The sequence below is a fragment of the Mesorhizobium sp. RCC_202 genome (assembly GCF_041355295.1).
Lineage (GTDB): Bacteria > Pseudomonadota > Alphaproteobacteria > Rhizobiales > Rhizobiaceae > Mesorhizobium.
On sequence record NZ_JBFUPO010000001.1, the window covers coordinates 167119 to 190767 of the forward strand.

Below are 23649 nucleotides of genomic sequence, written 5' to 3' on the forward strand. Positions count from 1 at the left end.
ATCCTGCGAGACGCAGCGTGGGGGGCCACGCGGAAAAAGTGGAAGGGGGAACGAAATGGCTGATGAGAAGAAGACCGCTGGCGTGCCGGTGGATGCCAAGCGCTTTGCCGCGCTGGCCGATGCCTATGGCAGTGCGTTGCACCGCTGGCCTCAAGCCGAACAGGCCGGGGCGCGGTTGTTTGCCGAGACCGAGCAAGGCCGCGCCATCCTTGCGGCCGCCGGCACGCTCGACGGGGTGCTCGATCAACACCGCGTCAAGGCGCCGAGCCGGGCGCTGCATGGCGCGATCCTCGCCAAGGCGGCGGCCGAAGTCAGGCAAGGACGGCGCAGCCGGCTCTGGTGGTTCGGCTTCGGGCTAGCCGGCGTGGGACTAGCGGGCGCGGTGGCAGGCCTGGCGCTGGTGACCGTGGTCAGCCCGGACATGCCTTCCGACCACTACGTGATGGATGCCAATGCGACGTCGTTCGGCGATACCAGCCCCGACGCCGACCAGACCGAGGAGGATCTATGAACCCCCGTCTTGTCGCGGCATCCCTGGTGCTCAATGTGTTTCTGATCGGCGCGGTGGCAGGCGGCGCCGGCTGGCTGATCGGCAAGTCCAACCCGGTCTATTCGCTGGAATCGGCCGGCGGAAGATTGCCTGCCGCGGACCGAAAGATGTTCCGCCAAGCGCTTAGGGAAGTCCGTCGAGAATCCCGCGCGGTCATCCTCGACGGCCAGGCCGCCAGGCGCGAAGCGGCCGACCTTCTGCAGCAGCCAACCCTCGACACGGCAGCGCTCGCGGCGGCGCTCGAGCGGGCGCGCAATGCCGACGCCATCGTGCGCACGCGGCTGGAACAGCGCATCGTCGAGTTCGCCGCCTCGAGCTCACCGGAGGATCGTCAGTTGCTGGCGGACGCATTGTTGCGGCGCGCCGGCAGGCCGCTGCCTGTCCCCACAAAAAAATCGCCATAGGCAGCGACGGAAAAAACGAACCCGTCCCGTTCAAGGAGAAGAGGGACAGGCCTGGCGCCGCGTGAGGCGGACAGGTTCTCTTCAACTTCGAACCTTCGGGAGTCTCCCATGAACGGTCTGACGAAATATTCCATTGCGGCTGCGCTCGCCATCGGCGGTACAGTCGCGGCAAGTGCGGCTTCGGCCATGCCGATCGCGCCGGTCACCGCGCCGGCAGTGATCGAGCATGTCGCCTACGGCTGCGGTCCGGGCTGGCATCCCAACCCCTGGGGCCGCTGCGTTCCCTACCGCCGCGTGATCTATCCCGGCCATTACTATTGGGGTGGACCAAGGGTCTATATCGGCCCGGTCTGGCATCCGTATCACCGCTGGCACCACTGGCGCCGCTGGTAAGAGCCGCCTCACGATGCCGGTGCTGCGGCCGGCATTGTGAATAGTCTAGCGATCGATGAACATGCCGGCCGAAGCGATCGGCATCGGCTCCAGACGGAGGCTCTGTTGGCCGCACCCGTTTCAAACCCCGTTTCGCTGGATCCGGCCCTGGTCGCGCTCAACCGTTTTGGCCTCGGCGCAAAACCCGGCGACGACCTCGGCAGGATAGCCGCCGATCCGCACGGTTATCTCAAGGCTGAGCTTGAGCAGCAAGACATCGCGCTTATTCCCCCTGACGATCCGAGGAATGCCGGGTTGCTGGACAGCACCGCGGCGATCCAGGCCAGCATGGCGGCGGCCATGGAGCGCAAAGCAACGCGGGACGAGAAGGCGGCGCCCGCCATGCAGCCGACTGCAGCGGAAGAGCCCGCCGGCATGGCCGAGACAAAATCCAAACCCTCGGTGCCACGCGTCGAGGCCGATATCTACCGCGACGAAGCGCAGGCTCGTTTCGACAAGGCGCTGGCCGCGGCGCCGGGCTTCGTCGAGAGGCTGGTCGGCTTCTGGTCGAACCATTTCTGCGTTTCCGTCGCCAAGGCCCAAATCGTGCGGGCAAGCGCCGGCGCTTTCGAACGCGAGGCGATCCGGCCTTTCGTGCTCGGCCGCTTCGCCGACATGCTGCTTGCGGTCGAGCACCATCCGGCGATGCTGTTTTATCTCGACAACCAGCAGTCGATCGGGCCGGACTCGCGCGCCGGCAAAAGGCGCGGCCGCGGCCTCAACGAAAACCTCGCCCGCGAGATCATGGAACTGCATACGCTCGGCGTCGGCAGCGGCTACAGCCAGGCCGACGTGACCAGCTTTGCCGGCATGCTGACCGGCTGGACGATGGCCGGGCGCGAGGGGCGCCTGGGCGAGCCCGGTGCATTCGTCTTCAACGCCAATGCGCATCAACCCGGAAAGGCGGTGCTGCTCGGCAAGACCTATCCGGACGGCGGCATGGGCCAGGCGGAAGCCGCGCTCAACGACATTGCCGGCCAGCCGGCGACCGCGAAGCATATCGCGACCAAGCTGGCGCGCCATTTCATAGCGGACGATCCGCCACCGGCGGCGGTCGCCCGCCTCGCCACGGTCTTTGCCAAGACGGGCGGCGACCTCAGGGCAGTGGCGATGACGCTGATCGACATGCCGGAGGCCTGGTCGACGCCTTTGGCCAAGCTGCGCTCGCCGCTCGACTTCGTCGTTGCGCTGCGCCGCGCGGTCGGTGCCTCCCCCGGCAATGAGCCACAACGAACGCTTCGCTGGCTGATGGCGCTCGGCCAGCCGCTCTGGCAGCCGCCCGGGCCGAACGGCTTTCCCGACCGGACCGACGCCTGGGCATCCCCCGAGGGACTGAAGACGCGGCTCGACATCGCCTGGCAGGCAGCGAAGCAGGCCGACACGATCGGCGATCCCAACGAGATGCTGGCATCGCTGACCGGCACGTCTGTTTCGGCCGAAACCAGGCAGGCGATTTCGCGCGCCGAATCCAAGCAGCAGGGCCTGGCGCTGCTGCTGATGGCGCCGGAATTCCAGCGCCGGTGAGCTGGCGCAATTCCAGGAAAAGTGGGCGGCGGTTTTCCGTCTGGAATTGCGTAAAAACAAAGAGTTAGTGGAGATGTGGCAATGAGCTTGCTTTGCGAAACCCCCAGCCTATCGCGCCGCGCCGTGCTGATGACCGGCGGCGCATTGTTCGCCTGGGCCCACCTGCCGCGCTTTGCCCGCGCGGCCGACAATCGCGACCCGCGCCTGATCGTCATCGTCCTGCGCGGCGCGCTCGACGGGCTGTCCACGGTCGGGCCGGTCGGCGATCCGGACTATGCCGGACTGCATGGCGACATCGCGCTTTCGCTCTCGGGCGCCAACCCGGCATTTCCGCTCGACGGTTTCTTCGCCGTCAACCCGGCAATGCCGGTGTTTGCCCGCCTGTTCAAGGCGGGCCAGGCTGCGGTCGTGCATGCGGCGGCCACCGGCTATCGCGACCGCTCGCATTTCGACGGCCAGGACGTGCTGGAAAGCGGCCTGCCGGGACCCGGCAACGCCACCACCGGCTGGCTGAACCGGGCGCTTGCAAGCTTGCCGGCAGGCGACAGGATTGCCAAGGCGGGCGGCCTGGCGGTCGGGCCGTCGACGCCGCTGGTGATCCGAGGTGCTGCCCCCGTGCTCGGCTGGGCGCCGCAATTCCTGCCGACACCTGGCGACGTTTTGGCCGAGCGCGTGCTCGATCTCTACAACCATCGCGACCCGGTGCTGGCGGCGGCGCTTCAAAAAGGCCTCGATGCCGACCGGATGGCAATGAGCGACCAGATCGGCGGCAAGACGATGAAGCCGAAAGGCGGCCTCGACGCCGGCATGCGCCAGTCGGCGCAAGGTGCTGCCAAGCTGATGGCGGCGGACGACGGACCGCGCATCGCCGCGCTTGCCTTCGACGGCTGGGACACGCATGTCAATGAAGGCGGCGCCACAGGGCGGCTCGCCAATCTGCTCGGCGGCCTCGACGGCGCCTTCGAGGCGTTCGAGACGGGTCTCGGCGCGCGTTGGAAAGACACCGCGATCGTCGCCATTACCGAATTCGGACGCACCGCCCGCATCAACGGCACGGTCGGCACCGACCACGGCACCGGCACTGTGGTGCTGCTTGCCGGCGGCGCGATCAAGGGCGGCCGCGTCATCGCCGACTGGCCGGGGCTGAAGCCCGCGCAACTCTACGAACAGCGTGACCTCGCGCCAACAAGCGATGTGCGCGCCGTGCTGAAGGGATTGCTCGCCAACCAGTTCGGTTTGTCGGCCGCTGTGCTCGGCGACAAGGTGTTTCCGGAGTCGGCGGCGGTCAGGCCGATGCGGGATTTGGTGGTGTGAAATGAAAACGCCCGCGCCGTTTCCGGGGCGGGCGTCGGCGGCGATCCGAAAGCGATCACCAGCTCCAAAAACCGGCATGCCAGCGGCCGTGATACCAGAAGCCGGGATGCCAATGACGTGCATGGATCGGGCGGATGATCACCCGACCATTCGGCACGCATCGGCGCCAGCGGTTCATGTGCCAGCCGGGACCGCAGCGCCAGCCGACGGTTTCGATGGGCGAGGTCGCGCTGGGCTTGGCCATCGGCATGGCCTGCGAGCCGGCGCCGGACAGCACCAATGTGCCGGCGGCCAAAGCGAAAGGCAGCAAGTATTTTGCAAACATGCGTTGTCTCCGAGATTTATCCCTACCCGATTGAAACGGAGGAGAGGGGCGAATTCCGTCGGAGCGGAACGGATCACATGTTCGTTATCGCGTGACGTCGTCGAGCGTCGCCACGGTCTTCAGCGCCCCATCCAGCATGTCGCCCTTTTCGTCCTTCAGCGCTGCTTCGCGCAGCCGGCGGATCCAGTCGGCGGCGTCTTCTCGGCCCTTAAGCATCGGCAGCGCCGAGAGCACGCGGTCGAATTTCGACTGGGCGCGGACATGGGTGTCGCTGTAGCCCTTGATCAGGCGGCGGCAGTTGAGAATTTCGGTGGCCAGAGCGTAGTCTTCGCGCGCATGGCCGAGCGCCAGGTCGTACCAGCGCTCCAGATGTGCGACCTCGACCTTGTGGCGCAGCAGGCCACGGCGCCAGCGGCGCAGGCCGCCGATGAACCACAGCATGGCGAAGCCGGTGAAACTGTCGGTGCGGATGTGACGGCCGCGATTGATGCGGCGGTCTAGGAAGGCGGCAAGCTTGGGGCGGCTCTCGATGTAGCTGCCGAGGCCGGCCGGCAGCGTGCCGCAGAATTCCTCGATGCGCGGATGGAAATATTCGGTGACCTGCAGGACCGAGCCTTGCTTGACGCCGACCTCCTTGCGTACGCGCCTGTCGCGGGTCGAACGCGCCTTCAGGTCCGCGACGCGGATCATGTCGTCATAGCACATGGCGTTGGCGAGATGTTTCGCCGCCGCGATCGACAGCGTATGGCCGCGCTCCGAACTGTCCAGCGCGACCGCCTTGTCCAGCCGGTCGAGATAGTCGCCGCCATAGGCGATGTCCTGGTAGTCGACGACTTTTTTCAGCCCGCGTTCGGCCATGTCGCGCAGCGGTTCGGGCAGTGACGCGACGCGCGCCGCGAGACCTTGCCAGCCCTTCAACAGTGTCTCCGGTCCGCTGACCGTCGGGCGGGGTTCAGGAGCCGTTGGCTTCGTCGCAACAGCCTCAGCCGACGGAGCCGCCGCGATGCCCCGCGTCCGATCAAAGGCGGCGCCGAAGGCGGCAAGGCTGGCCTTGACGCCGCGACCGCCGGCGCTGATCGCCTGCTCGTAGTTTTCGCGCGCGAACGGCAGCGCGTCGGAGCCGGCCAGCGCGCCAAGCAGGCTGGCCGAAATCATGGTGCCGTTGTCGGCGGCGATCTTTTCCATATCGAAAGCGATGAAGCGCTTGGCCGCGGCCTGTGCCGTCGCATGCACCTTCTCGGACGAGGCGCGACCGTCGCCCGGCTCGATCTTTTCCGAGACGGCGGCGATGCGGTGCGAGGAGGTGATCAGCGTCGTGCGCTCGGGCGTGACGAAACCACGGATGATGGCGCGACCGGCTTCCATCAGTTCGGCGGCGATCAATACGTCGACATCACCCTGCGAGGGCGACAGCGCAAAGACCGGCAGCCGGCCGGTGTCGCGCGCCATCTCGATATAGTAGATCGTGGCGCCGGTGCGCTGGGCGACGCCGGCGACCGACGTCGACTGGGCGATGTAGCCGCTGCGCTCGGCGACGTCGGTGATCCAGTCGGCAAGCACACCGCCGCCCTGGCCGCCGACGGCAAGCACGGCGAGTTTGATCACCTGCTCATCGTCATGGGCGCCCGCCTTCGGGCGCAGCGCTGAATTGTGGTCAAGCATCGGCGAACATCAAGCGGCGGCTTTCGCGGCGGCGCTGCAAGAGGCTGATTGTGGCGCGGCGCGCCGATTCCAGGAAACGGTCCCAGCGGCTCGGATTGTGCACCACGTCGGCGCGGTAGAAGGATGGGCAGAGCACGGCGGCGTCCGCCACCTCGCCGCAATTGCCGCAGCCGACACAGCTCTGGTCGATCGATGCCACCGGATCGTCGCGCAGCGGATCGTCGAGCGACTTCACCGACAGCGACGGACAACCCGACAGCCGCATGCAGGCATGGTCGCCGGTGCAGATGTCCTCATCGACGCCGAATTTCGGCTTGACGACACGCGTCCCGCCCTTGATCGCCTTGTCGACCAGCGGTTTCTCGCGACGCTGTCGGTTGAGCATGCATTCCGACGAGGCGACGATGACTTTCGGACCCTTCTCCTCCGTCGTCAGCGCCTCGCGCAGCGTGTCCTGCATCTTGCCGACGTCATAGGTGCGGTCGATATGGCGCAGCCATTTGACGCCCATGCCCTTCACCGCCTCGGTGATCGGATGCTTGGTCGACTTGGTGCGGTTCGACGCGCGCGAGGACAGGATGTCCTGGCCGCCGGTGGCGGCCGAATAGAAATTGTCGACGATGACGATGACGCCATCGTTCTTGTTGAACACCGCGTTGCCGATCGAGGAGGTCAGGCCGTTGTGCCAAAAACCGCCATCGCCGACGAAGGAGATGGAACGGCGCTTGGCATCGGGCGAATTGAACGCCGAGGCCGAGGCCGGCCCCAGCCCATAGCCCATGGTGGTGGCGCCGAGTTCGAAGGGCGGCATGATCGAGAACAGATGGCAGCCGATGTCGGAGGCGATGTGGTGCTTGCCAAGTTCCTGCTCGACAAGCTTGGTCGCGGCGAAGATCGGTCGCTCCGGGCAGCCGATGCAGAAGCCCGGCGGACGTCCAGGAACGACGTTGATGAGATCGGCCGTATCGACGCCCTCGCCCAGCTTGTTCGGCGCGCGCACCTCGCCCGGCAGGAGATGCGGGGCATGGGCGCGCAGGAAGGAGCCGATGCCGTCGAGCATTACCTGCCCGGTGTATTCGCCGGCCATCGGCAGATGCTCCTTGCCGACCAGCTTGGTGCCGCGACTGGCCTTGTGCAGCATGGCGGCAAAAGCCTGCTCGATGTAGTTGGGCTGGCCTTCCTCGACGACCAGCACCGCCTGCTTGCCTTCGCAGAAGGCGAGGAACTCGTCGTCGACCAGCGGATAGACGGCGTTCAACACATAAAGCGGCACATCGGTGTCGCCATAGGTATCGGCGAGGCCAAGCCGCTGCAGCGCGCGAATGACGGAATTGTACATGCCGCCCTGCATGACGACGCCGACAGAGCCGTGGTCCGGCCCGAACATCTCGTTGATCTTGCGGCTCCGGATGAAGTCCACCGCCGCCGGCCAGCGTTTGGCGACCTTCTCCTTCTCATGCAGGAAGGAGGCCGGTGGCAGCACGATGCGGCCGGTGTCGCGGCGTGGCGCCGACAGCGCGTCGGCCACCGTCATCGGCGGCCGCTTGTTGTCCTTGGCGATGAAATGGCCGTGGACATGGCAGCAGCGGATGCGCACCTGCAGCATGACCGGCGTGTTGGAGACCTCGGACAATTCGAAGCCGTCCTCGACCGCCTTGACGATCGAGGGCAGGTTCGGGCGCGGATCGAGCAGCCAGACCTGGCTCTTCATGGCAAAGGCATGGCTGCGCTCCTGCATGATGGAAGAGCCTTCGCCATAGTCCTCGCCGACGATGATCAGCGCACCGCCGGTGACACCACCCGAGGCAAGGTTGGCGAGCGCGTCGGACGCGACATTGGTGCCGACCGTCGACTTGAAGGTGGCGGCACCCCGGATCGGATAATGCACGGAAGCGGCGAGCATGGCGGTGGCGGTCGCTTCCGAGGCGCTGGCCTCGAAATGCACGCCGAGCTCGCCCAGAATGTCCTGCGCGTCGGCCAGCACGTCCATCAGATGGCTGATCGGCGCACCTTGGTAGCCGCCGACATAGCCGACACCGCATTGCAGAAGCGCCTTGGTGATGGCGAGGATGCCCTCGCCGGCGAATTCCTCGCCGGCACCCAGTCTCAGCTTTTCGACTTCCTTGGCAAAAGACCGTTCGGCCATGTCTGCCTCCTTCCGTTGCCGCCAAGAAGCGGCGCGTACATCTAGATCTCGTGCTTGCGGATGTTCTTCAGCATCTTCTGCAACGTTGCGATGAGCGCCGCGTATTCGGCATCGTCGACATCATCGAACATCGCCTCGAAAGCATCATGCATGGCCGGCCAGGCGCGGGTGAACAGCGCGCGGCCATCATCGGTCAGGAAGACGTGGCGGATGCGACTGTCGGTAACGCCCTGCTCGCGCCGCACCAGGCCTTGGCCCTCTAGCGTGTCGAGGGTGCGGCTCAAGGTCGACTGTTCTATGACGGTGTAGACCGAAAGGTCGTTGACGGTGACGCCGTCGGTGACCGACAGCACCGCCAGCGTGCGCACCTGCGGGATGGTCAAACCCTGCTTGCGGAAATCCTCGCGCAGCGTGGCGTTGTAGCGGCCCATGATGCGGTTCATCAGATAGGGCGCGAATTGCTGCAGGCCGATCTGGCCGAGGGTCGAGATGCGGTGGCGTTTTTCGGGGGCCTTCTGATCCATCAGAGCCTCTCCGCCAGCAGGAAGCCGGAGCCGCCGCCAAGGCCGGCGCCCGGATGGGTGGAAGCGCCGATATGGTAGAGGCCCTTGATGCCGGTCTGGTGGTTGCGGCTCGTCTTGAACGGCCGCCACAGGAAGGACTGATCGATTGTCGAGGAGCCGCCGTAGGGGTCGCCGCCGACCAGGTTTATGTTCATCGCTTCGAGATCGGCCGGCGAATAGGCGCGGCGCGCGATCACGGTGTCGCGGAAGCCGTCGATGTGCTGGGCCAGGATCGCTTCCGCGCGATCGGCATAGGCTTCGCGCAGCGGCTCGCTCCAGCGCCCGTCGGCCGGGGCTTCCAGCTTGCCGGCGGCATCGCCTTTGATATGGCGTGGCGCTTCCGGCAGTTGCAGCCACAGGATCGCCTTGCCGTCCGGACAGCGCGACGGGTCGAGCGCATGCGGCTGGCCGACGCAGATGGTCGGCACCTCAGGCAGCAGGCCGCGCGCCGCCTCGTTGCAGGCCTTCGAGACACCGTCGAGGCCCGGCGTCAGATGCAACAGTGCGACCTTGTCCAGCCCCTCGCCGCGCCATGCCGGCGGCTTGTCGAGGGCGTAGTGGATCTGGAAATTGCCCTTGCCATAGCGATAGGCCTTTGTGGCTTTCTCGGCCGCTTCCGGTGCGTCCTTGCCGAGTAATCGGCCGTAAAGCTGCGTCGGCGTGACCGAACAGATGACGCTCTTCGTCGGGTTCAACGTCTCGCCCGACGCCAGCCGAACGCCGGTGGCGCGGCCGCCGCTCTGGACGATCGAGGCGACATCGGTATTGACGCGGATTTCGCCGCCGCGTTCCTTGATCAGCGCCTCGAAAGCGGCGAGCAGGTTCTTCGCGCCGCCCTTGACGATCGGCGCGCCGGCCGCCTCGAGCGCAAAGGCGATGACCTTGGCGATCTGGCCGGAGAAGGCGTCTTCGGGTCCGAGCCCGGCATGAAGGACCCAGGGCGCCCAGAGCGCGCGGACAACGTCCGAGCTGTAAGTGGTTTCCAGCCAACCCCGCGCCGGCACCAGCGCTTCGCCGAGAAAGGCGGCAAGGCCGCGCGGACCACGCCGCCAGGCATCGCCGGCCAACAGTTTCGCCGTTGGATAGGACCACAGGCTGCCACCGAGCAGGCCGAACAGCAGGCCGGCATTGCGCTCGATGCCGCCGACATCGTCCGCATGCCGGTCGCCGTCGCCAGCGGCGATCGCGTTGATTGCCGCGACATTGGCGGCGCGATCGGTGCTGAGCACGGCATGGCTGCCGTCCGGGCGCAGCACGCCGGTCGGCGTGCCGGTGTGGCAGAACTCGAGCCCGTGCCGGGCGAGGTCGCCGCCCAATGCCGCAAAGGCCGGTGAGGTGATGAACAGCACGAAGGTCGTCGCCATCACGTCATGGATGAAACCAGGCGCGGTGATTTCCTCGGTGCGCATGCAGCCGCCGATGCGATCGTTGCGCTCGAGCACGAGCACTTTTGCGCCCTTGGCGCCAAGCATCGCCGCGCAGACCAGCGCGTTGATGCCGCTGCCGACGATGATGTGATCCGGCTGGCTCACTTCAGCGTGCTTTCGCTCAGCCTTTCGCCACCAGCGCCAGAGCGCGAATCGGGCTGCCGGTGCCGTGCTCGATCTTGAGCGGGGCGGCGATCAGGATGGCGCCTTTCGGCGGCAGCTGGTCGAGGTTGCAGAGGCTGGCCAGGCCATAGCGGTTGGCCTTGTGCATCAGCGTGTGCGCCGGGAACGGCGGCTCCATGCCGCCGGCCTTGCCGGCATCGGTGCCGATCGTCTCGGAACCCCAGCCTTTGATGTCCTTGGCGATCAGGAACTGGATGGCTTCGGCCGTCGGTCCAGGCGTATGCGGGCCGGTCTCGTTGGCGTTGAGGAACTCGGCCTCGGAGCCGTTGCGCTTGTACCAGTCGGTGCGCATCACCACCCACTCGCCCGCGTTGATCGCGCCATGCTTGGCTTCCCAGGCCTTGATGTGGTCGACGGTGAGCAGGAAATCGTGGTCGGCGGCTGCCTCTTTCGAGCAGTCGATGACATTGACCGGACCGACGAAATTCTGCGCCGGAATGGTGTCGGTGGCGCCGTCCGGATAGTCCTTGCCGGTGATCCAATGCTGCGGCGCGTCGAAATGCGTGCCCGAATGCTCGCCGAGCTTCAGCCAGTTCCAGGCCCACCACGGACCGTTCTTGTCGTATTTGGAGATCTGATGGATCTCGACCTTCGGCGTGTCGACGGCAAGCTCCGGCGGCAGCTTGATCAGCGGGGTGTCCGGCCCGAGCGGCGCCGACAGGTCGACCACCTTGATGCCGCCCGAGAGCAGCTGGCCGGCGACCTCGCCGAGGAGTTTTTGCGTGTCCATGGTCTCAGTTCCCTCTTTTCGCGTGATGATCAAGGCTCGTTGCGGCCCTTAATATCCTACTAGACGAAAACATATGCATCTGCAATTATCTTTAAGCATAAAGGAAATGGGTTGGGGCGGCGTGAGCGAGTTTGACGCCATATTCGTCGGGGCGGGCCACAACAGTCTGGCATGCGCCGCGCATCTGGCGCTCAAGGGTTGGAAAACCGGGATTTTCGAACGCAGCGCGACAATCGGCGGCGCCGTCCAGACCCGCGAGTTCACGCTTCCCGGCTTCCGGCACGATTTCGGCGCGATGAATCTGAGCCTGTTTGCCGGCTCGGCCTTCCACCGGAAATATGCAAATGAATTGAAAACCCACGGACTGGAGTTCGCTCCGGTGGCGGACTGTTTCGCCAGCGCCTTCCCGGACGGGAAATGGTTCGGCGTCAGCAGTGATATCGAAAGGACGGCAGCGCGGCTGGCCGCCTTCTCATCCGCGGATGCCGCGGCATGGCGGCGGCTGGTCGCCGGCTTCCTGCCCGAGGCCGACCATCTGTTCCGGTTGCTCGGATCGCCGATGAGCGCAAAAGCGCTTGCCGGCACGGCCTGGAACCTCTGGCGCATGAAAGGCCTGTCCGGCGCGCTCGACACTGGACGGCTGCTTTTGTCCTCGCCGCGCGCGTGGCTGGAAGAGACTTTCGAGACGCCGCATGTGCGCACGACGCTCGCCGCCTGGGGCATGCATCTCGACTTCGCGCCCGACATCGCCGGGGGCGCCGTGTTCCCCTATCTGGAATCAATGGCCAACCAGAGCTTCGGCATGGTGCTCGGCAAGGGCGGCGCCGACACCGTCATCCGCGCGCTGGCCGGCATGGTGACCGCTGCCGGCGGCAAGATCACCACCGGGGCGGATGTCGCGGAGATTCTGATTTCAGGCGGCAGGGCCTCGGGCGTTCGCCTGGCATCGGGCGAAACCCATGTCGCGCGCAAGGCCGTCATCGCCGGCGTCGCGCCCAAGGCACTTGCCGGCAAGCTTCTGCCGAACGGCTCCGGCGATGTGGGCTTCGACACGGCGATGAAGAAATTCCGCTATGCGCCGGGCACGATGATGATCCATCTGGCGCTGGACGATTTGCCGGACTGGAGCGCCGGGGCTGAGCTACGGAATTTCGCTTACGTGCATCTGGCGCCTTCGCTCGACGTGATGTCGCGCACCTACCAGCAAGCGATGGCCGGCATGCTGCCCGACCAGCCCGTGCTGGTCGTCGGCCAGCCGACCGCCGTCGACCCCTCGCGTGCGCCTTCGGGCAAGCATGTGCTGTGGGTGCAGGTGCGCATGCTGCCGGCGCAAATCCTCGGCGACGCCGCCGGCAAGATCGCGCCGGCACATTGGGATCAAGTCAAGGACGCCTATGCCGAACGCGTGCTCGACGTCATCGAAACTTACGCGCCCGGCTTGCGGGGGAAGATCCTGGGACGCGCCGTGTTTTCGCCACTCGACCTCGAGCGCGAGGATCCAAACCTCGTCGGTGGCGACCAGATCTGCGGCAGCCACCATTTGGCGCAGAATTTTTTGTTCCGCCCGGCGCGCGGCTATGCCGGCTGGAACACACCGGTCGCCAATCTGCATCTTACGGGTGCCGCGACCTGGCCCGGAGCCGGCACCGGTGCGGCCTCGGGCTTCATGCTCGCGCAACAGCTTGGCGGGAGGTAGGCTCCGACGATTTTATCGAGGCGACGAGAAGGCAAGGCGCTGCTGCCCACGAAGCCTGAACCAATGAACGGATAGTGCCGCGCAAAGACAATAACCAACAAGGGGAACGACCATGACAATCAACAGACGCGAATTGCTCGGATACAGTGCCGCGGCACTCGGTGTGGCCGCCATTGGCCTGCCGCAGATCGCCAAGGCTGCCGACGAACTCACCATCGCCTACAACGTCAATTTGCCATCCTGGGACCCGACCACCGGACCCTCGGCGGTGAACCCGACCATCCAGGGGCTCTACCAGTCGGTGTTCGACCAGATCATCGGCCAGAAGCCGGACCTTTCCTTCACGCCCGGACTGCTCACCGAATGGGGCTGGAACGACGACCGCACCAAGGTGACGATGACCGTGCGCGACGGCGTGAAATGGCATGACGGCTCGCCCTTCACCGCGGAGGACGTGGTGTGGTCGCTGACCCGCGCCGGCGACGAAAAGACCGGCAACCCGATCCAGTTCGTGTGGAAGAATGTCAACAACTTCAAGATCGACGGCAACAAGATCACCGGCGACGTCGTCCAGTTCGACCCGGTCTATTTCAAGTGGATGTCGTTCCTGACCGGCTACTTCCTGCCCAAGGCCTACTACGAGAAGGTCGGCGCCGAAGGCTTCGAGAAAGCGCCGATCGGCACCGGCCCCTATATGGTCGACAAGTTCGAACGCAACGCCTTCCTGCGGCTCAAGGCCAATCCGCACTATTGGGGCACGAAGCCGGCCTTCGAGAATGTGACGATCAAGTTCGTCACCGACGCGGCCAGCCGTGTCGCCGAGATCGAGTCCGGCTCCTCGCAGGTGACGCTTGAAATCCCCTATGAGGAATACGACCGCCTCATCAAGAAGGACGGGCTCGCCGGTTCGGTCAAGAACGTCTCCGACATCGGCATGATCTTCTTCAACGACATCGAGGCGATGCTGGACAAGAACGTCCGGCTGGCGGCCGTGATGGCGGTGGACAAGGAGCTCTTGGTCAAGCGGCTGCTGCGCGGCTACGGCCAGCCGATCGCAACGCTGGAGACGCCGGAATACGCGGCCTTCGATCCGTCGATCAAGGTCGAGCACAATCCGGACAAGGCCAAGGAACTGCTCGCCGCTTCCGGCTATTCGACCAAGAAGCCGGTGAAATTCACTATACAGACCACCAAGGGCTTCAAGCCCAAGGACTATGAGATGATTCAGGCGATCGTCGGCATGTGGCGCAAGGTCGGCATCGAGGCCAATATCGAGGTCTACGAGATCGCCAAGCATTACGAGCTGCGAGCCGCCGACAAGCTGGCGCCGGCCGCCTTCTACAACTGGGGCAACTCCATCGGCGACCCGACTACCTCGACAGGCTTCGCCATGTACGGCCCGAGCCCGCATTCGGTGTGGGACAGCCAGGACCTGATCGACATGATCAACCCGCTATGGGGCGAAAAGGACGAGGCCAAGCGCATCGCCGGCTGGAAGGCCGTCGACAAGTACATCGCCGAGCAGGCCTATGTGCTGCCGCTGATGCAATATGCGCAGCCGATCGTGCACTCGAAGAAGGTCAATGTCGTCCAGCACGTGTCCGGCGCGCTGTTGCCGGCGCTGATGACTCCGGCCGCCTGATCGTCGGCCTTGGGCCTGCCGGTCTTCGCCCGGCAGGCCCCCTCATCCGGCCGCTTCCGGCCACCTTCTCCCCGGTGGGAGAAGAGACCGGCTCAGCCGTCCGCGACCTCTTCTCCCCTCGGGGAGAAGGTGGCCCGAAGGGCCGGATGAGGGGGAGTCCATTCAGAGTGATTAGGCGCTCATGCTGCTGCAGAGATTCTTCGTTCGGCTGTTGACGATGCTGGTGACGCTGTTCGGCGTCGCCATCGTCGTCTTCGTCGTCATCCGCGTCGCGCCCGGCGACCCGATCGCCATGATGCTGCCGCCGGGCGCGACCCAGGAGGACATCGACCGGCTGCGCGCGCTCTACGGACTGGACCGGACCATCGTGCAGCAATTCTTCATATGGCTCGGCGGCGTGCTGCACGGCGATTTCGGCACATCGATCTCGCTGCGCCAGGACGTATTGGGCCTTGTCTTCAATCGGCTGCCGGCGACGCTGGAGTTGGCGACGTTCGCGCTGCTGATGGCGATCGGGATTGGCGTGCCCGCCGCAATCCTCGGCGCCCGCAATCGCGGCACGGCGGTCGAGGCCGGCATCGATATCGCCAGCGGCGCGACGCTCTCCATCCCGGATTTCCTTTGGGGTCTGGTGCTGATCCTGTTGTTCGGCGTGCTGGTGCCGGTCTTCGACATTTCCGGCCGCGTGTCGCCACAGCTCGACCTGCCCTTCGTCACCCAGTTCTATCTCGTCGAGAGCATCCTTCGCCTGCGCTTCGATCTCACCTGGGATCTGCTGAAACACATGCTGATGCCGGCCGTGGCCTTGGCGCTGCCGCTAGCGGCGATCGTCGCGCAATTGCTCAAACAGTCGCTGAGGGAAGTGCTCGACCTCGACTATGTCGTGCTGGCGCGGGTCAAGGGATTTTCCGAAACGCAGGTGATCCTGCGCGAAGCACTGAAGAACGCGGCGCTGCCGACGCTGACGCTGGTCGGCGTGCAGTTCACCTTCCTCATCGGCGGCACGGTCATCGTCGAGCGGCTGTTTTCCTACGAAGGCCTCGGCAACATGGCGATCGATGCCGTCATCAACCGCGACCTGCCGCTGATCCAGGGCATCGTGCTGGTCTTCGCGCTGCTCTTCGTGCTGATCAATCTCGTCGTCGACATGATGTATGCGCTGCTCAATCCGAGGCTGCGCCATGGATGACGCGCGGACCTCCCGCCGCGGCCTGAGCCCGCGGCTGTGGCTCGCCGGCGGCTGGCTGCTGATTGCGCTCGCCGCCGCCATCTTCGCGCCGCTGGTGGCGCCGCAAGATCCGCTGGCGCAGGATTTGATGCTGGAGCGCCTGCCGCCCTTCTGGCTCGACGGCACTGAGCCCGGCTATTGGCTGGGCACCGACAGCCTCGGACGGGACTTGCTGTCACGGCTGATCTTCGGTGGCCGCATCGCCTTTATCGTCGCCTTCGTGGCAGCAATATCCGCCTGCCTCATCGGGTCGACACTCGGCCTGATTGCCGGCTATTTCGGCGGCTGGGCCGACCGCATCATCTCGCGCATCGTCGACATCTGGATGGCGTTCCCGCCGGTGCTGTTCGCCATCCTTCTCGTCGCCGTGCTCGGCACGGGCTTGAGCTCCGTGATCCTGGCGATTGCGATCATCGACTGGACGCGTTTCTGCCGGGTGATCCGCGCCGAGGCGATGGGCCAGTCGCGCATGGACTATGTCGAGAATGCCCGCATCGCCGGCTATGGCCGCATTGGCATCATGTTGCGCGAGGTGCTGCCCAACGTGTTGCCTTCGGTGGTAGCGCTTCTGTCACTGGAAATGGGCATCGCCGTCATCGTCGAAGCCATCCTCTCCTTCGTCAATCTGTCGATCTCGACCGACGATCCGACCTGGGGAAGCATCATCGCCGAGGGCCGGCTGTCGGTCCATCAGGCCTGGTGGGTGCTGGTGTTCCCGCTGATCACGCTGATCCTCACCGTGCTCTCCTTCAGCCAGTTCGGCGAGGCGCTGAAGGCGCGCTTCGATCCGGTGCTGCGATGAGCGCCTGCCTCGACATTCGCTCCTTGAGCGCGGTGCTGGCCAACGGCCACCGCGTGCTGCGCTCGGTCTCGCTTACCGTTGAGCCCGGCGAAGTGCGCGCGCTGGTCGGCGAAAGCGGCGCCGGCAAGACGATGATCGGCAAGGCGGTGCTCGGCGTTTTGCCGAAGAGCGTGCGCATCGTCGAAGGCGAGATGCTGATCGAGGGCGAAGACCTTGGCCGGCTCGATGCCAAGGAGCGGCGGACCTTGATCGGCGCCCGCACGGCGCTGATCCCGCAGGATCCGCTGACCGCGCTCAACCCGTCGCGCCGCATCGGCCCGCAAATGACCGACCGGCTGGTGCGCATCCTTGGCTGGAGCAGCGAGAAGGCCGACAGGCGCATCCGGCAATTGCTCGACGAGGTGCAGATCCGCGACCCGGGGCGTGTGCTGAAATGCTATCCGCATGAGCTCAGCGGTGGCATGCGCCAGCGCGTGCTGATCGCCGCCGCTTTTGCCGCGGAGCCCAGGCTGATCGTCGCCGACGAGCCGACGACGGCACTCGATGTCACCGTGCAGAAGCAGATCCTGCGGCTTATCGCGCAGTTGCAGCGCGACCACGGCACGGCGATCCTGTTCGTCACCCACGACCTCGGCGTCGTCGCCAAGATCAGCCAGAAGGTGTCGGTGCTCTATGCCGGCAAGGTGGTCGAGGAAGCCGAGACCGCGGCGTTGTTTGCAGCACCGCAGCATCCTTATACGCGGGCGTTGATGGCGGCGACGCCGCGTTACACCGACCCATACGCCTCGCTGAAGCCGGTGGACGACACCGTGCTCGCCGGGCTTGCGGCGGAAATCGCGGCGACCGACCAGGCGTGGAGGCCCGGCCATGGCTGAACCGCTGTTTTCCGTGCGCGGGCTGAAGGTGGCGCTGCCCGACATGACGCGCAAGCCGCTGATAGGCCGCGCGCCGCTGGCCGAGATCCTGAAGGGATTGGACTTCGACCTGCCGAAAGGATCGGTGACCGGCATCGTCGGCGAATCCGGCTCGGGCAAGTCGACGCTTGGACGCACGCTGGTGCGATTGATCGAGCCAAGCGCCGGCGCGATCCATTTCGAGGGCCGCGACATCGGCCATCTTTCGGAAGCAGGGCTGCGGCCGCTGCGCCGCGACCTGCAGATGATCTTCCAGGATCCGATGTCGTCGCTCAATCCGCGGCATACGATCTTCACCATCATCGCTGCACCGCTCAAGCAGAACGGCCTCGGCGACCGGCTGAAGGAACGCGTCGCGGAGGCCTTGCAGCGCGTCGGCCTGCCGCAGAATTTCGCCAGCCGCTACCGGCATGAATTGTCGGGCGGCCAGCGCCAGCGCGTCGGCATAGCTCGCGCATTGGCGCTATCGCCGAAATTCGTGCTGGCCGACGAGATCGTCTCCGGCCTCGATGTCTCGACACAGGCGCAGATCCTGACGCTGCTTGAAAAGCTTGCGGCCGAGATGGGTCTGACGGTCGCCTTCATCAGCCACGATCTGTCGGTGATCCGAAGACTCTGCCAGCAGGTGATCGTCATGCGCGAAGGCCGGATCGTCGAGATGAGCGCGACCGATGCGCTCTTCGAAAACCCGAAGGAAGCCTACACGCGCGACCTGCTCGCAGCGATCCCGCTTCCGGAGATCGACGCGGACTGGCTGCGGCCGGCGGCCAGCGCGCCGGCGTGAGGAGAGCTTGACCATCCGCACGCCGAACAGCGGGCTTCGGACGTGCGCGATCGCAAATCAGCCTGCCAATGGAGGGTGACATGACATACGCAGTTCGGACCGCGATTCTCGCGGGCGCTTTGTTCGGCGCAATGGGAGCAGCTTCAGCGGACTCGATCCCCGGCATGCGCGGGCATGACCACACCGGCATCACGGTGCCCGACATGAAGCAGGCCATCGACTTCTTCATCAATGTCGTCGGCTGCAAGAAGGCGATGTCGTTCGGGCCGTTCGCCGACGACAAGGGCACCTTCATGCAGGACCTGCTCGGCGTCGATCCGAAAGCGGTGATCGAGGAGATCACCCTGGTCCGCTGCGGCTATGGATCGAACATCGAGCTGTTCAAATACACCGCGCCCGACCAGAAGGACCTGACGCCGAAGAACAGCGACATCGGCGGCTTTCACATCGCGCTTTATGTCGACGACGTTGCCGCCGCGAAAACCTATCTTGACGCCAAGGGCGTGAAGACCAGGATGGGGCCGCTGCCGGTCAAGGAAGGGCCAGCCGCGGGCCAAACGATCCTCTATTTCCAGGCGCCCTGGGGACTGCAGCTCGAAGCCATCAGCTACCCTCAAGGCATGGCATACGAAAAGGGCGCGGAGACCGTGCTGTGGAGCCCGAAGGATCCGGCCAAGTGAGCGGATCGATTGGGTTCAACCAACCGCGCCCAGCCAACATTCAATCCTAAAACTTTAAGCTTGAAATAATTGCCTTCAGGCGCAATACTGACGAATGGGATCGCCGGCCTTGCCGGCGACTCCTGACGCGAAGAGGAGATCGCAAGACATGAAGGTTGCGGTTCTCGGCGGCGGACCGGCCGGACTCTACTTTGCCATCTCGCTGAAGCTGCGCGACGCCGCGCATGAGGTGACGGTCTATGAGCGCAACCGCGCGGACGACACGTTCGGCTGGGGCGTCGTGCTGTCGGCCGAAACGCTTGAGAACCTGACCAAAAACGATCCAGTGAGCGCCGTCTGGATCAAGAAGCACTTTGCCTATTGGGACGATATCGCCGTGATCCATGACGGCGTGCGCACCGTCTCTTCCGGTCACGGCTTCTGCGGCATCGGCCGCAAGCGGCTACTGACCCTGTTGCAGCGCCGCGCCCGCGAGCTCGGCATCAAGCTGAGCTTCGAGACCGACATCGCCGATCCCCGGCCGTTCATGGAAACGCATGATCTGGTGGTGGCATCGGATGGATTGAACTCGAAATCCCGCGCCACCTTCGCCGATGTCTTCAAGCCCGACATCGACACGCGCAAATGCAAGTTCGTCTGGCTGGGCACGACGCAGAAATTCGACGACGCCTTCACCTTCGTCTTCGAAAAGACCGAACATGGCTGGGTGTGGGCGCATGCCTACCAGTTCGACAGCGAGACGGCGACCTTCATCGTCGAATGCAGCGAAGAGACCTGGGCCGCTTTCGGCTTCGGCGCCATGACGCAGCAGGAGTCCATCGCGGTCTGCGAGCGCATTTTCGCAAAGCATCTCGGCGGCCATGCGCTGATGACCAATGCCAACCACATCAGGGGTTCGGCGTGGATCAACTTCCCGCGCGTGCTATGCGAGCGTTGGTCGTACAAGAATTTGGCGCTGATGGGCGATGCGGCGGCATCGGCGCATTTCTCGATCGGCTCCGGCACCAAGCTGGCGCTCGAAAGCGCCGTGGCGCTGGCCGAGTATGTCGAAACCGAGCCGGATCTCGACGCCGCCTTCCGCAAATATGAGGATGCGCGGCGCACCGAGGTGCTGAAGCTGCAATCGGCGGCGCGCAATTCGCTCGAATGGTTCGAAGAAGTTGAACGATATCTCGGTTTAGATCCAGTTCAGTTCAACTATTCGCTGCTCACCCGCTCGCAGCGCATCAGCCATGAGAACCTTCGCCTGCGCGATGCCGAATGGCTCGCAGGCGCCGAGGAATGGTTCCAGCGCAAGGCCGGCGCCGGCGGCAACAGCTTGCGCCGCGCACCGATGTTCGCGCCGTTCAAGCTGCGCGACATGGCGCTCAGCAACCGCATCGTCGTTTCGCCGATGGCGCAATACAAAGCCGTCGACGGCTGCCCGACCGATTGGCATTTTTCCCACTATGCCGAGCGCGCCAAGGGCGGCGCGGGGCTCCTCTATATCGAGATGACCTGCGTCAGCCCGGAAGGGCGCATCACACCCGGGTGCCCCGGCTTCTACAAGGCCGAACACGAGGTGGCGTGGAAGCGGCTGGTCGATTTCGTCCATGCCGAGACGGAAGCGAAAATCTGCGCGCAAATCGGCCATTCCGGCGCCAAGGGTTCGACCCGTGTCGGCTGGGAAGGAACGGACGTTCCGCTGTCGGACGGCAACTGGCCGGTGATGGCGCCTTCAGCTGTCGCGTGGTCGCCGAAGAACCAGGTGCCGAAGGCGATGGACCGCGCCGACATGGACGCTGTACGCGATCAGTTCGTCGCCTCGGCCGAAATGGCCGAGCGCTGCGGCTTCGACATGCTGGAGATCCATGCAGCACACGGCTATCTGCTGTCGGCCTTCATCACGCCGCTGACCAACCGGCGCACCGACGACTATGGCGGCTCGCTGGAAAACCGCATGCGCTATCCGTTGGAGATCTTCCGCGCGGTGCGCGCCGTGTGGCCGGCGCACAAGCCGATCTCGATGCGCATCTCGGCCAATGACTGGGTCGGCATCGAAGGCGTCACACCTTCGGATGCCGTCGAGATCGCCAGGATGCTACATGCCGCGGGCATCGATCTTTGCGATGTCTCGGCAGGCCAGACGTCGATTGCCGCCAAGCCGGTTTATGGGCGCATGTTCCAGACGCCGTTTTCCGACCGCATCCGCAACGAGGTCGGCATGGCGACGATGGCGGTCGGCAACATCTATGAACCCGACCATGCCAATTCGATCCTGATGGCCGGACGCGCCGATCTGGTGGCGTTGGCGCGACCGCATCTTTCCGATCCCTACTGGACGCTGCATGCCGCGGTGACGCTCGGCGATCGCGGCGTCAGATGGCCCGATCCCTATCTGCCCGGACGCGACCAGCTCTATCGCCTGGCCGAGCGCGATGCAGCGGCGGGGCTCAAAGTATGAGCGCCACACAAGCAATTGCCGGCAAGCATGCGCTGGTGACCGGCGGTGGCTCCGGTGTCGGCCGGGCGATCGCGCTGGCGCTGGCAGAGGCCGGCGTCGACGTCACCATCTGCGGGCGGCGTGAGGCGGAACTCGCCAAGGTGGCCGGCGAAAGCGATCGCGTCTTCGGCATCGTCGCGGACGTCACCGATGAAGCCTCGATGGCGGCTCTCTATCAGAAAGCAGAGACAGCGCGTGGGCCGTTCGACATCGTCATTGCCAATGCCGGCATGGCCGGCAGCGCCCCGACGCACAAGACGACGCTCGCCGACTGGCAGAAGACGCTCGACGTCAACCTGACCGGCGCCTTCCTGACGGTGCAGCCGGCGCTGGCGGGCATGCTCGAGCGGAAGACAGGCCGCATCATATTTGTCGCCTCGACCGCCGGACTGAAAGGCTATGCCTATGTCGCGCCCTATGTGGCGGCCAAGCACGGCGTCGTCGGGCTGATGCGGGCGCTGGCCGCGGAGACGGCAAAGTCGGGCGTCACGGTCAATGCTGTCTGCCCGGGCTTCGTCGAGACCGACATGCTGGAAGCGTCCATCCAGCGCATCGTCGAGAAGACCGGCCGCTCCGTGACGGACGCCCGACAGAGCCTGTCGGCGACAAATCCGCAAGGACGTTTCATCCAGCCGGGAGAAGTCGCCGATGCAGTGTTGTGGCTGTGCGGCGATGCCGCGCGATCGATTACCGGGCAAGCAATCTCTATCTCCGGAGGCGAGACATGGTAGCGGGACCGACATCCGCCGGACCGGGCAAGGACAGGCTGCGGCTTTGGATACGCCTGCTGCGCGCCTCGCGCACCATCGAGGCCGAACTGCGCGAGCGGTTGAAGAAGGAGTTCGACACGACGCTGCCGCGCTTCGATGTGATGGCCGCGCTCTACCGGTCGCCAGAAGGCATGCTGATGAGCGACCTGTCGCGCTTCCTGCTGGTGTCGAACGGCAACGTCACCGGCATCGTCGACCGGCTGGTTTCGGAAGGACTGGTCGCGCGCGCACGCCGCAATGGCGACCGTCGCACCTCGATGGTGCGGCTGACCGAGGAAGGCTCGACATCGTTCGCGGCCATCGCAGCCGCGCATGAAAGCTGGGTCGGCGAATTGCTCGGCAATGTCAGCGAGGACGAGGCGCGGCGGCTGACCGGCATGCTGAAATCGTTCCGCAGCAATTGGGAGGGACGCGAATGAGCGCGATGTCCAAGCTGAAGCCAAAACACTTTCTCTGGCAGGTCGAAGGCCGGGTCGCGAAAATCCGCCTCGACCGTCCCGAGCGCAAGAACCCGCTGACCTTCGACAGCTATACGGAGCTGCGCGACACATTTCGCGACCTCGTCTATGCCGACGATGTCGACGCTGTCGTGTTCCTGCCCAATGGCGGTAATTTCTGCTCGGGCGGCGATGTCCACGACATCATCGGGCCGCTGGTCAAGATGGACATGAAGCAGCTCTTGGCCTTCACCCGCATGACCGGCGATTTCGTCAAGGCGATGCTCAACTGCGGCAAGCCGATCATTGCCGCCGTCGACGGAGTCGCGGTCGGCGCCGGCGCGATCATCGCGATGAGCTCCGATATCCGCATCGCCACGCCGGAAGCCAAGACCGCCTTCCTGTTCACCCGCGTCGGCCTTGCCGGCTGCGACATGGGCGCCTGCGCGATCCTGCCGCGCATCATCGGCCAGGGCCGCGCCGCCGAATTGCTCTACACCGGCCGCACCATGACGGCGGCGGAGGGTGAGCGCTGGGGGTTCTACAACCGGCTGGTCGATGCGGCCGCGTTGGAAGCCGACGCGCTCGATCTGGCGGCGCGCATCGTTTCGGGACCGACCTTCGCGCACGGCATCACCAAGACGCAGCTCAACCAGGAATGGTCGATGGGGCTGGATCAGGCGATCGAGGCGGAGGCCCAGGCGCAGGCGATCTGCATGCAGACCGGCGATTTCGAGCGGGCGTACAAGGCGTTCGCGGCGAAGGAGAAGCCGGTGTTCGAGGGGAATTGAGGATGGGTGGATCGTTGGAGACGTTGGCTGGACAGCGCCCCCCTCTGTCCTGCCGGACATCTCCCCCACAAGGGGGGAGATCAGCCGTCATCTCTGCTTTCGCTAATCGCCAAAGTCGCAAAGACGAGCGGGGCGCGGAAACAGCCAATCTCCCCCCTCGTGG

At 65.2% G+C, this 23649-nt stretch carries 22 protein-coding genes; 16 read left to right on the forward strand and 6 right to left on the reverse strand.

Translation table 11 applies throughout. The features are described 5' to 3' along the window. Window positions 1-55 precede the first annotated feature (55 nt). From AB6802_RS00780 to AB6802_RS00800, 5 genes are all read left to right on the forward strand, one after another. On the forward strand, window positions 56-511 hold the full coding sequence (locus AB6802_RS00780) for a hypothetical protein (protein WP_371008086.1): 456 nt from the start codon (window positions 56-58) through the stop codon (window positions 509-511). Continuing rightward, window positions 508-954, forward strand: a complete 447-nt coding sequence (locus AB6802_RS00785; RefSeq protein WP_371008087.1) for a periplasmic heavy metal sensor — start codon at window positions 508-510, stop codon at window positions 952-954. The genes AB6802_RS00780 and AB6802_RS00785 overlap by 4 nt, the downstream gene beginning before the upstream one ends. Window positions 955-1062: 108 nt before the next feature. After that, complete coding sequence (locus AB6802_RS00790) at window positions 1063-1347, forward strand: GCG_CRPN prefix-to-repeats domain-containing protein (protein WP_371008088.1); 285 nt, start codon at window positions 1063-1065, stop codon at window positions 1345-1347. A 105-nt stretch (window positions 1348-1452) separates the two neighbouring features. Continuing rightward, window positions 1453-2910 (forward strand): DUF1800 family protein, encoded by a 1458-nt coding sequence (locus AB6802_RS00795; RefSeq protein ID WP_371008089.1) that lies wholly within the window; start codon window positions 1453-1455, stop codon window positions 2908-2910. 81 nt (window positions 2911-2991) lie between these two features. Continuing rightward, window positions 2992-4224, forward strand: a complete 1233-nt coding sequence (locus AB6802_RS00800) for a DUF1501 domain-containing protein (protein WP_371008090.1) — start codon at window positions 2992-2994, stop codon at window positions 4222-4224. Between the two features lie 55 nt (window positions 4225-4279). Here the strand turns inward: AB6802_RS00800 and AB6802_RS00805 are convergent, their stop codons facing one another. The 6 genes from AB6802_RS00805 to AB6802_RS00830 all read right to left on the reverse strand — a co-directional run bounded on the left by AB6802_RS00805 (window position 4280) and on the right by AB6802_RS00830 (window position 11260). After that, entirely contained in the window at window positions 4280-4549 is a 270-nt protein-coding gene (locus tag AB6802_RS00805; RefSeq protein ID WP_371008091.1) for a GCG_CRPN prefix-to-repeats domain-containing protein, read from the reverse strand. Window positions 4550-4633: 84 nt separating this feature from the next. Beyond that, on the reverse strand, window positions 4634-6211 hold the full coding sequence (locus AB6802_RS00810) for an indolepyruvate oxidoreductase subunit beta family protein (protein ID WP_371008092.1): 1578 nt from the start codon (window positions 6209-6211) through the stop codon (window positions 4634-4636). After that, complete coding sequence (locus AB6802_RS00815) at window positions 6204-8357, reverse strand: thiamine pyrophosphate-dependent enzyme (protein ID WP_371008093.1); 2154 nt, start codon at window positions 8355-8357, stop codon at window positions 6204-6206. Before AB6802_RS00815 ends, AB6802_RS00810 begins: the two co-directional genes overlap by 8 nt. Window positions 8358-8398: 41 nt before the next feature. After that, window positions 8399-8881, reverse strand: coding sequence for a MarR family winged helix-turn-helix transcriptional regulator (locus tag AB6802_RS00820; RefSeq protein ID WP_371008094.1), 483 nt, complete (start codon window positions 8879-8881; stop codon window positions 8399-8401). Further along, complete coding sequence (locus AB6802_RS00825) at window positions 8881-10452, reverse strand: phytoene desaturase family protein (RefSeq protein WP_371008095.1); 1572 nt, start codon at window positions 10450-10452, stop codon at window positions 8881-8883. Before AB6802_RS00825 ends, AB6802_RS00820 begins: the two co-directional genes overlap by 1 nt. 16 nt (window positions 10453-10468) lie before the next feature. Next, window positions 10469-11260 (reverse strand): cyclase family protein, encoded by a 792-nt coding sequence (locus AB6802_RS00830; protein ID WP_371008096.1) that lies wholly within the window; start codon window positions 11258-11260, stop codon window positions 10469-10471. A 121-nt stretch (window positions 11261-11381) separates the two neighbouring features. On the opposite strand from AB6802_RS00830, the gene AB6802_RS00835 reads away from it, so the two are divergent. The 11 genes from AB6802_RS00835 to AB6802_RS00885 all read left to right on the forward strand — a co-directional run bounded on the left by AB6802_RS00835 (window position 11382) and on the right by AB6802_RS00885 (window position 23486). Next, window positions 11382-12956 (forward strand): phytoene desaturase family protein, encoded by a 1575-nt coding sequence (locus AB6802_RS00835; protein WP_371008097.1) that lies wholly within the window; start codon window positions 11382-11384, stop codon window positions 12954-12956. A 112-nt stretch (window positions 12957-13068) separates the two neighbouring features. Next, window positions 13069-14598 carry an ABC transporter substrate-binding protein gene (locus AB6802_RS00840; protein ID WP_371008098.1) on the forward strand — a complete coding sequence of 510 codons (1530 nt, stop codon included), beginning with the start codon at window positions 13069-13071 and terminating at the stop codon, window positions 14596-14598. 181 nt (window positions 14599-14779) lie between these two features. Then, complete coding sequence (locus tag AB6802_RS00845) at window positions 14780-15787, forward strand: ABC transporter permease (RefSeq protein ID WP_371008099.1); 1008 nt, start codon at window positions 14780-14782, stop codon at window positions 15785-15787. Next, on the forward strand, window positions 15780-16628 hold the full coding sequence (locus AB6802_RS00850; RefSeq protein ID WP_371008100.1) for an ABC transporter permease: 849 nt from the start codon (window positions 15780-15782) through the stop codon (window positions 16626-16628). Before AB6802_RS00845 ends, AB6802_RS00850 begins: the two co-directional genes overlap by 8 nt. After that, window positions 16625-17503, forward strand: coding sequence for an ABC transporter ATP-binding protein (locus AB6802_RS00855; RefSeq protein WP_371008101.1), 879 nt, complete (start codon window positions 16625-16627; stop codon window positions 17501-17503). The genes AB6802_RS00850 and AB6802_RS00855 overlap by 4 nt, the downstream gene beginning before the upstream one ends. Further along, on the forward strand, window positions 17496-18326 hold the full coding sequence (locus AB6802_RS00860) for an ATP-binding cassette domain-containing protein (protein WP_371008102.1): 831 nt from the start codon (window positions 17496-17498) through the stop codon (window positions 18324-18326). The genes AB6802_RS00855 and AB6802_RS00860 overlap by 8 nt, the downstream gene beginning before the upstream one ends. 80 nt (window positions 18327-18406) lie before the next feature. Beyond that, window positions 18407-19006 (forward strand): VOC family protein, encoded by a 600-nt coding sequence (locus tag AB6802_RS00865; protein WP_371008103.1) that lies wholly within the window; start codon window positions 18407-18409, stop codon window positions 19004-19006. Window positions 19007-19154: 148 nt separating this feature from the next. After that, window positions 19155-21449: a bifunctional salicylyl-CoA 5-hydroxylase/oxidoreductase gene (locus AB6802_RS00870; RefSeq protein WP_371008104.1), complete on the forward strand. Its 2295-nt coding sequence runs from the start codon at window positions 19155-19157 to the stop codon at window positions 21447-21449. After that, on the forward strand, window positions 21446-22219 hold the full coding sequence (locus AB6802_RS00875; protein WP_371008105.1) for an SDR family NAD(P)-dependent oxidoreductase: 774 nt from the start codon (window positions 21446-21448) through the stop codon (window positions 22217-22219). Before AB6802_RS00870 ends, AB6802_RS00875 begins: the two co-directional genes overlap by 4 nt. Continuing rightward, the gene (locus tag AB6802_RS00880; protein WP_371008106.1) at window positions 22213-22677 is read left to right on the forward strand and encodes a MarR family winged helix-turn-helix transcriptional regulator; all 465 of its coding nucleotides are present in this window, start codon (window positions 22213-22215) and stop codon (window positions 22675-22677) included. The genes AB6802_RS00875 and AB6802_RS00880 overlap by 7 nt, the downstream gene beginning before the upstream one ends. Continuing rightward, window positions 22674-23486, forward strand: a complete 813-nt coding sequence (locus AB6802_RS00885; RefSeq protein ID WP_371008107.1) for an enoyl-CoA hydratase family protein — start codon at window positions 22674-22676, stop codon at window positions 23484-23486. Before AB6802_RS00880 ends, AB6802_RS00885 begins: the two co-directional genes overlap by 4 nt. Window positions 23487-23649: the final 163 nt, after the last annotated feature.

Bases quoted from the DNA above. Each gene is read 5' to 3' on its own strand.
- AB6802_RS00845 (WP_371008099.1), top strand. From the start codon at position 14,780: ATGCTGCTGCAGAGATTCTTCGTTCGGCTGTTGACGATGCTGGTGACG.
- AB6802_RS00870 (WP_371008104.1), top strand. From the start codon at position 19,155: ATGAAGGTTGCGGTTCTCGGCGGCGGACCGGCCGGACTCTACTTTGCC.
- AB6802_RS00880 (WP_371008106.1), top strand. From the start codon at position 22,213: ATGGTAGCGGGACCGACATCCGCCGGACCGGGCAAGGACAGGCTGCGG.
- AB6802_RS00805 (WP_371008091.1), bottom strand. From the start codon at position 4,549: ATGTTTGCAAAATACTTGCTGCCTTTCGCTTTGGCCGCCGGCACATTG.
- AB6802_RS00780 (WP_371008086.1), top strand. From the start codon at position 56: ATGGCTGATGAGAAGAAGACCGCTGGCGTGCCGGTGGATGCCAAGCGC.
- AB6802_RS00815 (WP_371008093.1), bottom strand. From the start codon at position 8,357: ATGGCCGAACGGTCTTTTGCCAAGGAAGTCGAAAAGCTGAGACTGGGT.
- AB6802_RS00785 (WP_371008087.1), top strand. From the start codon at position 508: ATGAACCCCCGTCTTGTCGCGGCATCCCTGGTGCTCAATGTGTTTCTG.
- AB6802_RS00850 (WP_371008100.1), top strand. From the start codon at position 15,780: ATGGATGACGCGCGGACCTCCCGCCGCGGCCTGAGCCCGCGGCTGTGG.
- AB6802_RS00875 (WP_371008105.1), top strand. From the start codon at position 21,446: ATGAGCGCCACACAAGCAATTGCCGGCAAGCATGCGCTGGTGACCGGC.
- AB6802_RS00800 (WP_371008090.1), top strand. From the start codon at position 2,992: ATGAGCTTGCTTTGCGAAACCCCCAGCCTATCGCGCCGCGCCGTGCTG.
- AB6802_RS00865 (WP_371008103.1), top strand. From the start codon at position 18,407: ATGACATACGCAGTTCGGACCGCGATTCTCGCGGGCGCTTTGTTCGGC.
- AB6802_RS00885 (WP_371008107.1), top strand. From the start codon at position 22,674: ATGAGCGCGATGTCCAAGCTGAAGCCAAAACACTTTCTCTGGCAGGTC.
- AB6802_RS00860 (WP_371008102.1), top strand. From the start codon at position 17,496: ATGGCTGAACCGCTGTTTTCCGTGCGCGGGCTGAAGGTGGCGCTGCCC.
- AB6802_RS00810 (WP_371008092.1), bottom strand. From the start codon at position 6,211: ATGCTTGACCACAATTCAGCGCTGCGCCCGAAGGCGGGCGCCCATGAC.
- AB6802_RS00820 (WP_371008094.1), bottom strand. From the start codon at position 8,881: ATGGATCAGAAGGCCCCCGAAAAACGCCACCGCATCTCGACCCTCGGC.
- AB6802_RS00855 (WP_371008101.1), top strand. From the start codon at position 16,625: ATGAGCGCCTGCCTCGACATTCGCTCCTTGAGCGCGGTGCTGGCCAAC.
- AB6802_RS00840 (WP_371008098.1), top strand. From the start codon at position 13,069: ATGACAATCAACAGACGCGAATTGCTCGGATACAGTGCCGCGGCACTC.
- AB6802_RS00830 (WP_371008096.1), bottom strand. From the start codon at position 11,260: ATGGACACGCAAAAACTCCTCGGCGAGGTCGCCGGCCAGCTGCTCTCG.
- AB6802_RS00790 (WP_371008088.1), top strand. From the start codon at position 1,063: ATGAACGGTCTGACGAAATATTCCATTGCGGCTGCGCTCGCCATCGGC.